Source organism: Exiguobacterium sp. s166, from assembly GCF_018618855.1.
Lineage (GTDB): Bacteria > Bacillota > Bacilli > Exiguobacteriales > Exiguobacteriaceae > Exiguobacterium_A.
In genome coordinates this window covers 144,375-159,630 of sequence record NZ_JACSMU010000006.1, presented here as the reverse complement: position 1 = coordinate 159,630, position 15,256 = coordinate 144,375, and the positions used below count along the sequence as shown (strand labels likewise).

The 15,256-nt window shown below is 47.9% G+C and carries 13 protein-coding genes and 2 riboswitches; of the genes, 1 reads left to right on the top strand and 12 read right to left on the bottom strand.

Features of this window, described 5'->3' with window-relative positions:
* Positions 1–280 (top strand): hypothetical protein (locus KNP93_RS13075; protein WP_214855662.1); only part of this gene is annotated, 280 nt, incomplete at its 5' end.
* Positions 281–298: 18 nt separating this feature from the next.
* Here KNP93_RS13075 and KNP93_RS13070 read toward each other — a convergent pair.
* From KNP93_RS13070 to KNP93_RS13020, 12 genes are all read right to left on the bottom strand, one after another.
* Entirely contained in the window at positions 299–1,033 is a 735-nt protein-coding gene (locus KNP93_RS13070; RefSeq protein ID WP_371819931.1) for a proline dehydrogenase family protein, read from the bottom strand.
* Positions 1,017–1,211, bottom strand: a complete 195-nt coding sequence (locus tag KNP93_RS15710; protein WP_251138816.1) for a hypothetical protein — start codon at positions 1,209–1,211, stop codon at positions 1,017–1,019. Before KNP93_RS15710 ends, KNP93_RS13070 begins: the two co-directional genes overlap by 17 nt.
* 91 nt (positions 1,212–1,302) lie before the next feature.
* Complete coding sequence (locus KNP93_RS13065) at positions 1,303–2,607, bottom strand: NCS2 family permease (protein WP_214855676.1); 1,305 nt, start codon at positions 2,605–2,607, stop codon at positions 1,303–1,305.
* Positions 2,608–2,741: 134 nt separating this feature from the next.
* Positions 2,742–2,843: riboswitch (purine riboswitch) on the bottom strand.
* Positions 2,844–3,254: 411 nt separating this feature from the next.
* Entirely contained in the window at positions 3,255–4,223 is a 969-nt protein-coding gene (locus tag KNP93_RS13060; protein WP_214855659.1) for a YsnF/AvaK domain-containing protein, read from the bottom strand.
* Between the two features lie 312 nt (positions 4,224–4,535).
* On the bottom strand, positions 4,536–5,066 hold the full coding sequence (locus KNP93_RS13055) for a hypothetical protein (RefSeq protein ID WP_188005128.1): 531 nt from the start codon (positions 5,064–5,066) through the stop codon (positions 4,536–4,538).
* Positions 5,067–5,365: 299 nt separating this feature from the next.
* Positions 5,366–6,886, bottom strand: coding sequence for a glutamine-hydrolyzing GMP synthase (gene guaA / locus KNP93_RS13050; RefSeq protein WP_041261800.1), 1,521 nt, complete (start codon positions 6,884–6,886; stop codon positions 5,366–5,368).
* Positions 6,887–7,015: 129 nt separating this feature from the next.
* Positions 7,016–7,117, bottom strand: a riboswitch (purine riboswitch).
* A gap of 37 nt (positions 7,118–7,154) precedes the next feature.
* Positions 7,155–9,227 (bottom strand): transglutaminase TgpA family protein, encoded by a 2,073-nt coding sequence (locus tag KNP93_RS13045; protein WP_214855656.1) that lies wholly within the window; start codon positions 9,225–9,227, stop codon positions 7,155–7,157.
* Positions 9,224–10,306, bottom strand: coding sequence for a DUF58 domain-containing protein (locus KNP93_RS13040; protein WP_214855653.1), 1,083 nt, complete (start codon positions 10,304–10,306; stop codon positions 9,224–9,226). The genes KNP93_RS13045 and KNP93_RS13040 overlap by 4 nt, the downstream gene beginning before the upstream one ends.
* Positions 10,303–11,259: an AAA family ATPase gene (locus KNP93_RS13035; RefSeq protein WP_214855650.1), complete on the bottom strand. Its 957-nt coding sequence runs from the start codon at positions 11,257–11,259 to the stop codon at positions 10,303–10,305. Before KNP93_RS13035 ends, KNP93_RS13040 begins: the two co-directional genes overlap by 4 nt.
* A 365-nt stretch (positions 11,260–11,624) precedes the next feature.
* A complete protein-coding gene (locus KNP93_RS13030) occupies positions 11,625–12,644 on the bottom strand; it encodes an ABC transporter permease (RefSeq protein WP_214855647.1) in 1,020 nt (339 codons plus the stop codon).
* Complete coding sequence (locus tag KNP93_RS13025; RefSeq protein ID WP_131503424.1) at positions 12,637–14,160, bottom strand: sugar ABC transporter ATP-binding protein; 1,524 nt, start codon at positions 14,158–14,160, stop codon at positions 12,637–12,639. The genes KNP93_RS13030 and KNP93_RS13025 overlap by 8 nt, the downstream gene beginning before the upstream one ends.
* Positions 14,157–15,239 carry a sugar ABC transporter substrate-binding protein gene (locus tag KNP93_RS13020; RefSeq protein WP_131503423.1) on the bottom strand — a complete coding sequence of 361 codons (1,083 nt, stop codon included), beginning with the start codon at positions 15,237–15,239 and terminating at the stop codon, positions 14,157–14,159. Before KNP93_RS13020 ends, KNP93_RS13025 begins: the two co-directional genes overlap by 4 nt.
* Between the last annotated feature and the right edge of the window lie 17 nt (positions 15,240–15,256).

The following is a 15,256-nucleotide window of genomic DNA, read 5'->3' as shown; positions in this document are numbered from 1 at the left end:
AGTCACGTTGACGAAGCTTGCGCTTCATTCATTGTTTGTATCCGAAGATACGTTTTTTGCCTCATCGTTCAGTTTTCAAAGTTCGTCATTTCTTCCGCGTCGTGTTAGCGACTTCAATAGATTAACAGGTTCTTTCGATTATGTCAACCACGTTTTAGAAAAGATTTTTCAGCCCCAACAAACCGTTTATAAAAGGCGTCTCGCTGGAACATTTATTAATATACCAACAAAATTCGACAAACACAAGCATTATTTCAAAAAAACTTTACAAAGGATTTAAAAACCCTTTGTAAAGCCTTTAGAGTCTTAACATGCTCATTGCCGTGAAGCCGATGTTGGCCGGTCGTTCCGCCAAACGTTTCATCAGATACGTATACCAGTCGACACCATGAGGGACATAAATGACGACACGATATCCTTCAGCTGCTAATTCCTGTTGCCGCTTCGGCCGCATCCCTTGCAGCATCTGGAATTCAAATTGATCGAATCCAATTCCCTGTCGGTGGACGAATCGAATGACTTCTTGAATCATATCTTCGTCATGTGTCGCGACTTGCGTATAACAGCCTTGCAAAAGATTTTGTTTCACGAGTTGTAAATACGTCGCATCCACCGTTTCTTTCCGCTCGATATAAATGTCTTCCGGACCCGTATAGGCACCCTTGACGACACGAACCGTCGAATGCAATCGTTCAAGATCAAAACGCGTTCGGTATAGATTGGCTTGCAAAGCGATTCCGACATTTGAAAAACGACGATGCAATTGTTCAAAAACTTGAATGATGCTTTCACATACGGCTTCTTCTTCCATATTAATCGTGACACGCAAATCAAACGTTTCTGCTGTTTCCAAAATCCGTGTCATCTGCGCAACTGCAATTTTCGGATTTAACCTTAATCCGACTGAAGTCAGTTTCAATGAGACTTGCGCATTCAACTTTTCTTCCGAAATCCGATGAATGACTTTGATGCATTCATCAGCAATCCCGATTGCATCTTGTTCCGTTTCGATGAATTCACCGAGACAGTCCACTGTGACTGCTCGTCCGTCCTGATTTAAGGTTCGAACCGTCTCGATGGTTTCTTCCGTCCGTTGTCCACCGACAAAAAATGTCCCCCCCTAACGGCAGCCCCACCTTCCGCGCCGTTCCAATCAACCCTTTATGCTCCGCCAAGTATTCAAAGACAGGACCTGTAATCTTTTCAATCATGGAAACACCTCCTCTTATTTCCCTTTCCCTCCTGCATAAAAAAAACGCCTTTCTTCTATATAGAAGAAAGGCGTTAACTATAAAAGGAAACTCAGTGTAACCAGATGAAGTAAGCAAGGAATCCGAGTGACATCGCGTACATGATCGGATGGACTTCCTTCGCGCGACCTTTTGCAATCATCGTAATCGGATAGAACAAGAATCCGAAAGCGATTCCGGTTGCAATGGAATACGTAAGCGGCATCATGATGACCGTCAAGAAGGCCGGAACCGCGTACTCGAACTTCTTCCAGTCAATCTGGAGAAGAGATGAAGCCATCAATACACCAACGATGATTAATGCCGGTGCTGTTACCGGTGCTGTGATAACTGCGAGGAGTGGCGAGAAGAACAATGCAAGTCCGAAGAATAAACCGGTAACAATCGCCGTCATTCCTGAACGACCGCCTGCTGCGACACCCGCACTTGATTCAATGTAAGAGACCGTAGTCGATGTTCCGAGAATTGAACCTGCGACCGTTGCCGTCGAATCTGCAATCAAGGCGCGCCCGGCACGCGGGACTTTATTTTCTTTAATCAATCCTGCCTGGTTTGCGACTGCAACAAGTGTTCCTGCTGTATCGAAGAAATCAACGAAGAAGAATGTCAGGATGACGACTGCCATCTGGACTGTGAAGATTTCGTCAAAGTGTAAGAATGCTTGACCGAATGTCGGTGCGATACTTGGTGGTGCTGAGACGATTTCACTGAGACCTGACGGGACCGGAATTAAACCAAAGATCATACCGGCAATGGCTGTGATGATCATTCCGAAGAAGATCGCCCCTTTAATTCCGCGTGTCATCAAGATAGCTGAGATGACTAAACCGAAGACAGCAAGTAATGTCGTCCCCTGCCCCAGGTTACCGAGTGACACGAGTGTTGCTTCATTGGCGACGACGATACCGCCCGTTTTTAAGCCGATGAAAGCAATGAATAAACCGATTCCGGCAGCTACTGCCATTTTAAGCGGTTCTGGAATCGCATTGATGATTGTTTCCCGAATACCAGACGCTGTTAACACCATGAAGACCAGACCGGATACTAAAACACCGGATAAAGCCGTTTGCCATGGGATCCCCATTCCGATGACGACACTGTAAGCGAAGAACGCATTCAATCCCATACCTGGTGCCAGAGCGATTGGGTAATTGGCGAGTAAGCCCATCGTAACCGAACCGATGATGGCAACAAGTGCTGTTGCACCGAAGACCGCTCCCGCATCCATTCCCGCTTCTGCGAGTGTGTTCGGATTGACGAACAAGATGTAGGCCATCGCGAAGAACGTCGTCATACCGGCGATGAACTCTGTCCGCATATTCGTACCGAGTCCATTAAAATCGAAGTAACGCGCAATCGCATTCTCCTTTTGTTTTGGTTGTTGCGGTTTCATCTGTGTGCTCATGATTGCCCTCTTTCCAAATAAGCCGTCTCAAGAAACGAAAAAAACGGCAGTTACCTAAGCGGTAAAAGCCGTTTCTTTAAGCGCACACCAGAATCAGTGCACGCCGTAGTAGGAACCTTTAAGGTGTTCCTGTAGAGACTTCCGGGCCATATCCCCAGAATTATACGGCATTATTTTTTGTTTTTTAGTGGATAATTAAAATAAGAACAGACACATCGTAGCATGCTCAAAATTGCGGGTCAACCATAAAAACGAAATTTAGTCGTTTAAATAATCCGAACGTTCGGTTTTGGAAGCGTTTTTCTCAATTAACTCACTTCTTCCAAGTTTTCCTAATTACGTCTGTCGTTCTTAAACAAGAGCGGGGATAACTGAAAACGAATCGTGATTCTTCCCAAGCCAACTACAAGAACAATCGCCAGTATCCTTTTCTTATCGTAAGCTCATTAAAATAAGCAGAGGCGATGAGCCTTTTAACCACAAACTTATAAAGTATGTATATATAGATGGTCAGCGTCTTTGTACCAAGATATCGTATTCCATATAAATAAAAAGAGCGTAGCTCATAAGCTACGCCCTCTTAACCATTAACTAAAAAATTATCTTCTGTCATCTCGATTAAGTCCGTTGTTTCGATCAAGATCATTATCTCGGTCAAGTCTGTTATCCCGATCAAGATCGTTGTCTCGGTCCAGGTTATTAGTAGTACTCACACTATCATCAATATCTGCTTCTTCACGGCGAACTGTTTCTGAGACGGTTTCCGTATCCTGAACTTTCCGTTTCCCGACGACAATTTCTTCAGTAACAACATCTTGTTTTGAAACGACAACGCGTTCTTCAGAAAGTGGAACATGAATCGAATCATTTTCATCTACAAAATCATCTGTTCTTGTTTCGCTCTCGTTGACCGGGCGACGTTCCACATATACTTCTTCGCGTTCAACAGGCACTTCGATGGATTGTTGATCTTCGACAACACGTTTGCTGACATTTACTTCTCCAGTTTGAACTCTTTCTTTATCAACGTTCAAACGTTCTTCATGCAAGCGAAGACGTTCTTCCTCTGTTCCAGCATCTGGTGCAATAGCAGATGTCCGATCCGTTTTTGAAGAGTTATCATAATCCTGATTCCGGTCCACTCCGGAAGTCGTACCGTATCCTTGATCCCCGTTCATATCTGAAGCAACACCATAACTTTGATTGTGTTTTTCGTAAGAATCCCCATACTCACTGTCTACATACAATACTAATTTGCCGTTTTGTACTTGACGGCGATACTCTTCCGATTCAGTACGATCCAATCCCATACCACTGAATGCTCCCGCAGAAGAATCTTCAGAGAAGGCGGCCATAAATTTCCCCATGAACCCTTGATGCTGCTCTTCACCCGTAGTATCCACATGGACGTCTGTCTGGTCTTTTAACATAGAAAACGAATCTTTATCTTGTGCGACGACATACATATCGCTTTCATTGTAACCCTGTGCCTTTAATTCATTCACTTTACTTAATACTTCCGCTTGGGTATTAAACACGTCGATAAATGTATTTTCTTTTCTACTCATGACCTTCTCCTCCTTTGGGATAAACAGCGTTTAAAATTCAATGTTAAAATCAAATATCAAACGCTTACAAGTAATTTTAAATGCCAACATTTTGAATTTCCCCTACTTCTTTTTTAATTAAACATTTTTTTCACATGTTTAATTAAAAGAAAGTCCGCGCTGGTTTAGCAACAGACTTTCTTCTGGCATTCCATGTTTTGCATTAATCAACAAAAAAACTAATATTTCGCCTTAACCCCTCTATACTTCTTCACATTTTTTATACATCAGATCTCATGCAAAAAAATTGAGGATTAAAAATCATCTGGAATGTTAGCTAAATATACTTTTAAAGTACTCAGACAGTAGGCCTTCTCCTCTAAATCGATCTTCTAAAACAGGTTTTACCCGCTTTAATTCATTCTTACGTGTTCGATAAGTATTCGTGAAAGATCCTAAGTAAGAATATTTATATATAGGTTCCTCAGGATACAATTCATAAGCATGCTTTAACATGGAAATCCCTTTTTCTTCCCACTGTTCATAGTCTCCAAAGTAATAAGGAAACATGGAAATCATATAACCAAAACACCAGAGAAAATCTTCATGCGTTATAAAATGAGCCAAACCGAAATTTGTCACTTCAGTCAACACAGACTCTAATTCATCCGTATCTATATCTGCATCTGTAATCCCAAGCGGCCCTTGTTCGACTACGACATACCAACAAAAAAAGCCAAGTCGTACAGTCGTTTTTAAGTCCGTCGGATTTTGTTGCCATGCTTTTATAAGATATTCTTTTGCTTCATTCCAATTCTCTTGATGCTCTAATCGATCAACTTCAGGCCATGTCCAATCAATCATAGTGGTTCGCCACCTATTCCATTTCATTACTGACTTCATATTATATCAACTGTACGATACACAGCTCGGTGTGTCTTATTTTACTCCTTAGAATTTGTTGGTTCAGTTTGACGTCACTCAACAGTTCCATGATTTTAGTCGCGAAAAAAGCCCCTTTCATTCACAAATCGTGTGAACAAAAGAGAGCTTCGTTTTAAAATAGAGTTGTTGAAGGTGAAACGGACTTCCTTTCACCTGTGTCCTTTAACACGTTGGTAGGACAGGCTTCATGAGACGAATCTCCTCAGCAAGTCTAGTTCTTATTCCCACTCAATCGTTGAAGGTGGTTTCGACGTCACATCGTACAGGACGCGGTTGACGTTCTGAACTTCGTTGACGATCCGGACTGAAATCTTCTCGAGCACGTCCCACGGGATGCGTGCCCAGTCCGATGTCATACCGTCGATTGACGTAACGGCACGGATTCCGACGGCATAGTCGTATGTCCGCTCGTCGCCCATGACACCGACTGAACGAAGCGGCGGCAAGACCGTGAAGTACTGCCAAATTTCGCGTTCGAGACCGGCTTTTTTGATTTCATCACGGAGGATGAAATCGGATTCGCGGACGATTTCAAGTTTCTCGTCTGTGATTTCACCGAGGACACGGATCCCGAGACCTGGTCCCGGGAACGGCTGACGCCAGACGATTTCGTCCGACAAACCGAGTTCTTTTCCGAGTTCGCGGACTTCGTCCTTGAACAGCGTGTTGATCGGTTCGATCAACTTGAACTGCATGTCTTCCGGCAATCCACCAACGTTGTGGTGTGATTTAATCGTTTGGGCCGTATCTGTTCCGCTTTCGATGATATCCGTATAAAGCGTTCCTTGAGCCAGGAAGTCCATATCCGTCAGCTTCGACGCTTCTTCGTCGAATACATAAACGAATTCGTTCCCGATGATTTTTCGTTTTTGCTCCGGATCCGAGATCCCTTTTAACTTGTTGAGGAAGCGGTCCTGCGCGTCAATCTTGATGACGTTCATGTGGAAGTGATCCGCAAATGTCTTCATGACACTTTCGGCTTCCCCTTTTCGCAAGAGACCGTGGTCGACGAACATACATGTCAACTGGTCACCGATTGCTGCGTGAATGAGTGCCGCGACGACGGATGAATCAACGCCGCCTGAAAGGGCGCAAAGGACCTTTTTATCGCCGACTTCTTCTTTAATTTTTGCGATTTCGATTTCGATGAAGTTTTCCATCGACCAGTCGCCCGTACACTGACAGACTTCGAAGAGGAAGTTTTTCAAGAGTTCTTTACCGAACATCGTATGGTTGACTTCCGGATGATACTGGACGCCGTACATCTTCAGCTCTTCGTTTTTGATTGAAGCAATTGGGCACGAGACATTTGTTCCATCGACGACGAAACCGTTTGGTACCGATGTGACGAGGTCACTGTGGCTCATCCAAACCGTCTGTTCGAGCGGGAGGTTCGCATACATCGGCGATGGATCGTTGAGTGTCAACGTCGCTTTTCCGTACTCGCGGTGTCCGGCGCGTTCAACCGTTCCACCAAAGTGTTGCGACATCAATTGCATACCGTAACAAATTCCGAAAATCGGAATGCCGAGGTCAAAGATTTCTGGATCACAGCGGTACGCGTCTTCTGCGTAGACACTCCGTGGTCCACCGGAGAAGATGATACCGGCTGGTGCGATGTCTTTTACTTCCGCTGCAGTGATCTTATGCGAATGCAGTTCACTGTAAACTCCGAGATCACGAATGCGGCGTGTGATCAATTGATTGTACTGACCTCCAAAGTCGAGGACGAGGATCATTTCTTGGTCCAAATGTGCTTCCAAATCTATTCCCGCCTTTCCAATTTCATGCGTACCCCGATGAAAAAAGCCCACTCTTCCCCCATAGATAAATGGAAAAAGAGCAGGCCGCTTCACAAAAAAGTGTATACGAAGGGTCTGCTCCTTCATAGTCAGGTCGTTTAAGGTGACCCGGTAGAGACTCTCACGCCATATTCGCGAGTATATACAAAGGAGATGCATGTATGATTTACGTTGTTCCCATTGTAACTGTATCAATTCGAAAATATCAACCCTCTATCCGTCGAATGATATTTTCGAAATATTCACGTTTTTTATCAACCGATAACGATTCGCCTCCGTAGACCATCCGTTCATAGGCATCCGTCAACGGACGCATCGCATACGTTTCGTAATATCCGTCAACCTCATGCGCAAGTTCCGTCAGTGTCCGGCCGTCCTTGTAGTGGAAGCCTTGTTTGTCGAGACGGCGCAATAAGAAACGGTACATCCGCTTGAATCCTTCCGGACGATGAAGCTGGTTGCGGAAAAATAAAATCGCCGCGGTCCGGGTCAACGGTTTCCGGAACAGATACAAGAATACCAGTCCGACGATTACACCGACAACCGGCCAAATCGGAAACGATTGTTGTTCGGTCTGCGCTGCTGTCGTCGTTTGTTCTTCATCCAGCAGATTCTCCTGCGGACGTTCCGGTGTTGCGGTTTCCGTATCGGTCTCCGTATCGCGTTGCGGATTCGCTTGTTCGGTCTCATTATTCGTTTCCTGATCAATCGTATATTGTCCGGCTCCGTCAAAACTGACGGTCGGTTCGAGCGGTACCCAACCCGGTCCTTCGATATAGACTTCGACCCACGAGTGGGCATTTTTATTGCGGACCGTATAACTCGTCACGGCTGCCCCGATGACATCCGATTCGCCGCCCGTAAATCCTTTTACCCAGCGGGCCGGCAAACCGGCAGCGCGTAATAACACGGTCGCGGACGTCGAAAAATTATCACAGTAGCCGAGTTTCGTCTCAAATAAAAATTGATCGACATAATCCTGATTTTCTTCCGGTACGGCGACTTCTTCCGTATTGTATTCGAAGTTTTCCTGCTCAAAATAACTTTCGATCGCCTTCGCTTTGTCCCACGGACTGTCTTCGTCCGCGACGATCTCTTCCGCGAGATCTCGGACACGATTCGGTAACGTATCCGGTAACTGTAAATACCGGTCCTGCTCCATCTCCGACAATGTAATCGGCTCATCCGTCTGGAGCAATTCTTCCGTAAACAACGGATACGTGTATTGAATCTGATAATTTTGCTGGCGTTCCGCATCATCCAGGTACGAGACCTTTTGATTTTCCGGATCAATCAACAGATTTTGCCGTTGCTTATCTACACTCAAACGGACATTGTCCCCGTTATACGGCACAAACGGCAGCTCCCGTGACAGTTCAAATGTCGCCCGTTCTTCCCGTGTCTTGACATCATCTCCGAAGTGCGAGAAAAATCCCCGCGAATCAATTTCCGGTTCTGATTTCGACAGGACCCAGCCTTTTCCGGTATAGACGTCTTTTGTCTCGACACGCCAGTAACGGCTGCCTTCACTTTCGACCTGAAAGACTTCCCGGTCGTCCATCTGGAACGGACCGCCGAGCTGCTCGTCGTTGTTGCCGTAGCCAACTTTTTGAATCCGGCTCGACGATGTGCCCTCACTCTCGAAACCATCGGTCCAGTCATACCAGCTATCCTGCCACGTCGCCGTAATGACCGGGCTTTGAACAGCAGCAACCACTGTCGCTCCGATGATAAGCAACGCACTGAGCGGACGGACGTAAGACGCCGTCGGACGTTCGCTGACTTCTGTCGCATACAACAGAAACAGTGCCAGGACGATCGGATAGATGATGAAATGTTCTCCCGAGTAATCCGTCCATGTGTCGCAGTAGGCAATGAAGCCGATGACGCCGAGCGCCAGCCCGAAAACAAAGCCTCGGTTCGGAAACGTCCGCCGCGCCAAATAGCCGATCAAAAAACTGATCAGTCCAATCGAGAAGGCAAATGCCGGACGTCCCGGTAACTCTCCGTTGATGACACGGTTGATGTCGCCCGCGATTTCACGGAACAAGTTCCACGGTGCTTCTCCGGGAATCAAAATAAAGTAAAACGAAACGAGTAACGCAAGCAAACTGCTGAGTAAAAACCAGCTGCGCCGCAGATGCGACAACAGGAGGGGGGTCAACAGGAGCGGCAAGAACGGAATGACACTCTCAAATGTCGTCAGTTCGAGTAACGGCGGCATGAAGCTCGCAAACAGTAATCCTGCAAGCAGATTCCAAATCAGTCGTCGTATCATCCGGTCGTCCTCCTCTCTGGTGTGTAGACATGAACGCTTGCTTCCTGCCGGACTTTCGAAATCCACATTTCATTGTTGGATTCGAGATCCGGTGTGATGAACAGGACATTTCCGCTCAGTCGTAACGCTTTCGAAGAGTATTCCCAGGATTCGATGAATGACCGGGTCCGGCTCGGTTGCGCCGTCATCAGATAGTGGGTCAACTTCGCGCCTTCAAGCGGCAACGATAAGGACTGCACACCGTGCCCGACGAGGTGAATCCGGTAATTCAGATGACGTTTGTTCAGTTGATCCGTCGCGGCAGCCAGCATGGAAATACTTTTTTCAAAGTTCTCATCACTGACCGTTCCTTCGTCAAATACAATCGTCGTCTCGCGTTCCTGTTCCCGTTCAAACGTTTTCGTCATCAATCCCTGCCGTTTCGCGGTCGATTTCCAGTCAATCTGATTCATCCGGTCCCCGCTGACGTATTCGCGGACACCGACGACCGTAAAGGACGATTGCCGGAGATCGAGTGAAACGGGAGAAATCCCGCCGTCGCCACGGTCATCTTCGTGCGGCAGTTGAACCGCCAACCGGGCAGGTTCGACTGCCAGATATGTTTCGACCGGATAGAGCTTTTTCCGCATGAACAAGCCGAACGGATCGCGTATTTCCAGTACACAACCGGGAATTTGATACAGTCCACGACGGATCGATGGAATCAAATAATCAATGTGTTCGACTTTCCGGTAATGTGCCCGCAGCGGATGCCGGATATTCAGCGGTTCTTCACTGAGTGCATCCGGAACGGCTTCCGTCACGTCGACGGCCCCGACAAGGAACGGAAACTTCCGTCGTACTTGAAGCGAGACCGGTATATCGGTTCCCGCAATCAACATCTTATTGGAAACTTCCCGCGTCGCCAACGCTTGCGTGACGGGCCAAATCAAAAACAGTGTCCAGTACACGGTCAATCCTGCCATGACATAAACCAACAGCGATGCGACATTCCCGCCGTCAATCCGGGCATAGACCCATAACGCGGTGAGTGTGATCAGCAAGACGGCGTAACGCCAACCGATTTGCCATCTCGTCATAAGGACTCCACATCCTGCTGAATCGGCACGGTGACTTCTTTTTTCACTTGTTCGAGAATTCGTTCTGCCGTCTGTCCGTGATAGCGTGCGTCCGCTGTTAAAATCAGGCGGTGCGAGAGCACAGGCGTCAACAGCTCCTTGACGTCATCCGGTAAGACGAATGACCGTCCTTCCATGTACGCCCAGGCTTGTGCCACTTTCATCAGGGCGATCGAAGACCGCGGACTGGCTCCGAGATAAAGGGATGCATGCGTCCGTGTCGCCTGGACCAGTTGAACGATATATTTTTTAACCGGTTGAGAGACATGAACGTCCTTCACGGCCTCTTTCATCCGTAACAATTCGTCACGTGTGATGACGGACTCGAGCGTCTCGATCGGTTCATCCCGTTCGAACCGCGTCAATAGCTTCATTTCTTGTTGAAAGTCGGGATAACCCATCTTGACCTTAATCAAAAACCGGTCGAGTTGGGCTTCCGGAAGCGGATACGTCCCTTCATGTTCAATCGGATTTTGAGTCGCCATGACAAAAAAGGGATTAGGAAGCGTGTGAATTTCTCCATCCACCGTGACATTCGCTTCTGCCATCCCTTCGAGCAATGCAGATTGTGTTTTTGGTGAGGTCCGGTTGATTTCATCTGCCAGGACAATGTTTCCCATCAAAGGACCCGGCCGGTATTCAAACTGACTCGTCTTTTGGTTATACATCGAAACCCCCGTCAAATCGGACGGCAGCAGATCAGGTGTGAATTGGACACGTTTAAATGTCAAACCAATCGAACGGCTGAATGCGCGAACGAGCATCGTCTTTCCGACACCCGGTACGTCTTCGAGTAACACGTGACCTCCGGCAAGTAATGCTGCTAAAGATTGTGTAATCACGTTTTCTTTTCCGATGATTACTTTTTCTACGTTGTCGATGATCGCTTGAATCTCCTTCGTATATGTTCGCATTGTCTGGCCCCTTGCTGTTTAGTAGTTGAATTTTCTGACTTTTTATATCATCTCATATCTGTCGATGCTTTTAAAGGCATAGGGATAGCTGAATACGCACAAAAGGGGGCGCCGCTGTTCGCGACTCCCCCTTCCTGCTTTCAGGAACGATCACATATCGTAAACCGTTCTTGAACCGTGCAATCTGCACGTAAAACACGAATCACTTCGTGTCTATTGTCATGTTGCGTCCGTCAAGTCCGGTGATCCTCTTCTTCTCGAAGCGACATGCGATCGTTCCCTATACATTGATAATCATTCATGTGCATCACCATCCTTTCATATACTGAATATTACCTATTCTATTCGAAGTTAAACCACTTTTTTTAATTTTTTTTGAAACGGTAATAGGTCGAAGCCAAGGCAAGCGCCAAAACGGCACCTTTGATGATGTTCAGTGAATAATACGGTACCGACAACATGACGAGCCCGTTCTCAAGAATTCCGACGAGACAAGCACCGACCAGTGTCCCGAGCGCATTCGGCTTCCCTTGTCCGGCAAATGAAGAACCGATGAACGCTGCTGCAACAGCCGGCATCAAATAACCGGATCCGGCATTGATTTGGGAGGAACCGACTTGCGACGCCAGCAAGATCCCGCCGACAGCCGCCAGTAATCCGGCAATCAGATAAGCGAGTGCCCGGTACCGGTTGACCCGGATTCCGGTCAGATGGGCCGCTTCCGGATTTCCGCCGATGATGTACAAAAAACGTCCATGCCGGGTATAGTTCAAAAAGACATGCGTCACGGCGACGACGACAAGCATGATCAGAATGATCCAAGGCGCCTGACTGATTTTTAAAAACGACTCCGGAATCAATCCGACCGTCGGTGTTCCGTCGAGACGGGGCATCCCGGCACTGATTGATCCGCCACCGGTATAGGTCATCGCGACGCCTTCAAAAATGAACATCGTCGCAAGTGTGGCGAACAGATCCGGAATCTTAAACTTCACAATCAACAAAATGTTGACGAGTGCGACCGCCAAGGCAATTACGAGGGCCAGACCAATCGAGACGCCGAGCGGCAGGCTGTACCAGACAAAAAAAGAGACGACGAGCGAGCTGGCAAAGGTTGCGGTTGAACCGACGGACAAGTCAAAGCCGTTGACCGTCAACGAAATCGTTAATCCGATGGCGATGATGGTCACAATCGAGATGCTTCGTAAAATATTGACCAGGTTCGTCCCTTGTAAGAAATTCGGCGCCGTCATGGCAAAGAACAGAATAAGTGCAACAATCGCGAGGACGATGCCCCAGTCGTTCAAAAAGCGTAATAACGGTTTTCCCGGTGCGGTTCGTGGTGCGTCCGGCTTTGCCGTCGGTTTTTGCAATACATCATTCATTCTGTTGTCCTCCTGTTGCATACCACAATAATTGTTCTTCGGTCGTTTCCGCAGTGGTCGTTTCAAACACGATCCGTCCGTCATACATGACATAAATCCGGTCGGTCACAGCCAGCAGTTCATCCAGTTCGCTCGACGCATAGATGACGGCTTTCTGTTCTGCAGCCAATTGATCAATCACTTGGAAGATTTCCGCTTTCGCCCCGACATCGACGCCTTTTGTCGGTTCATCCAATACCAGGACGGACGCGTCTGCCAGCAACCATTTCCCGATGGCGACTTTTTGCTGGTTCCCGCCGGATAAGTCGGCGGCACGTTGCTCGGTACTGCTGACTTTAATCGACAGTTGCTGCACGATTTTTTGAGCTGCGGTCCGCTCCTTTGTTTTCTGTATAAATCCGAACCGGTTGACGAATTGTTGGAGACTGGCTGCCGTCATGTTTTGGTCAATCGGATCTGCGACTAAAATCCCTTCTTTCCGCCGTTCTTCCGGCACCAGCCCAATACCGAGCCGGACTGCATCATTCGGCGAACGAAGGCGGTGTGTTTCTCCATGCAGACGAATCGATCCCGAAGTGACAGAAAGCGATCCGAAAATCGTTTTACACAGTTCCGTCTTACCGGCACCGACGAGTCCGGCAATTCCGATCACTTCTCCGGCACGGACGGTTAACGAGATGTCATCCAGTTGTCCGGCGACTGTGACCCGGTCGAGTTCAAGTGATGGTGCACCCGCCGGACGCGCTTCCCGTTTCGATTGGCGCAGACGCCGGCCCAGCATCTGTTCGACGACTGTTTCCTTTGTTTGTCCGGCAAGAAGCTGACGTGACACCAGCTTGCCGTCCCGCATGACAGAAATGGATTCACAAATCTCAAATAGTTCTTGCAGCCGGTGGGAAATGAAGATGACGCCCAGTTGTTCCGTCTCTGCCAGCTCACGAATGATGCGAAACAGTTGCTCCGTTTCCCGTCCGCTGAGCGGGGCGGTCGGCTCATCCAATATCAGGAACCGGCTCTCCTGGACCAAGGCGCGGGCAATCAAGACCAGTTGTTTTTCGGCCAGACGCAACTCGCTGACCCGCTGCCGGACATCAATTGATGCTTTCAGTTTCCGTAAAGCACGTTCGGCTATTTCCTCGTATCGCTGCCGTCTGATGAACCCTTTCAGCTGTCCGTTCGTCAGCACATCGAGACAAATATTTTCCGCCACGGTCAAATAACCGACCAGTGCCGTATCGACTTCCTGATAAACGATTTCAATCCCGGCCCGTTTTGCGGCAGCCGGTGAATCGATTGTCAGAGGTACACCGTCAAACCAAATCGTTCCGTCATATGAATCGTACGCCCCGGCCAACACTTTCATCAGCGTGGATTTACCGGCTCCGTTCGCTCCGACAAGCGCATGGATTTCCCCGCGGCCCACGGAAAAATCAACATCGTCCAGCGCCTTGACGCCGGGGAATTCGATTGAAATTCCCTGCATCTCCAGTCGTTGTTCCTTCACCGGACGGGTCATTTCCCGTCATTCGCTTTCCGCAGTTTTTCCATCCACGGTTCATTGAACTTTTCGGACGTACTCCAGCCTTTGATGATCGTATCGAGATTGTACATCGTCGTATCGGCTTTCAGTGCTTTTTGTTCGACCAGTTTAGCGTCTAGGTCAAAAGTGTCCGGTGTGTTTTCCCCGGCCAGCTTTTTCGCCAGCAGACGCATATCCGTCTGTCCGATCAAATGCGGATCGACGGCACTCGTCGACACCCAGTTACTGCCCTTTTCACGCATCAGATTGATGTCCTGGTTCGAAACGTCGATTGAAATCAACGGAATCTCCTGACGTTTGTTATCCTTTAAGGATTTATAGGCTCCTTTGGCGACTTCATCCCAAGCACCCCAGACGGCATCGATACTTCCTTTCGGATATTTGGCGAGAATCGCGTTCATCTTCGTCGCAATATCGCCTTGGACATCCTGGAAGTTCGTTGGTCCGACTGTTTCAAGCGTTTTAATTTTTCCGTCTGCTTCGTATGTCTTGTAGATTTCCTGACGGCGGTCAAGCGGGGCAAATCCCGGACCGAACCACAGTTTGATGACCCGGACCGGCTGATCGTCTTTGACTTTCGTTACTTCATCGAGTGAAAGCTGTGCCAGTTTATGATCATCCTGGAACGTTTCCGTGATGCCTTTTAACGTCTGGTCCTTTTTCTTTGTCACTGTATCGAACGTCACGACTTTGATTCCTTTGTCGATTGCCGGTTTGATCATGTCGTAGGCATAATCCTCTTTTCCGTGCGAGATGATCAGTCCGTCATAATCCTGTTGGACGGCTTGGGCGACGAGTTCCTTGAATTTGACGTCATTGCCTTCCGAGATGAACGTGTTAACCTGAAAACCGAGCGCTTCCCCTTCCGAACGAGCTCCGTCCAAAAACTGTTTCGTATGGTCATCGGATGCCAGATTGCGGATGACGGCAATTTTGACGTCTCCCTGGACACTTTCCGGTACACCACTGATTTTTTTCGTCGGTGTCGCTTCGCTATTGGCGCAAGCAGCCAGCAAGACCGCCGGTGCAAGTACCGCAAATGCTAATTTTTTCATTTCGATCTCCCCAGTCT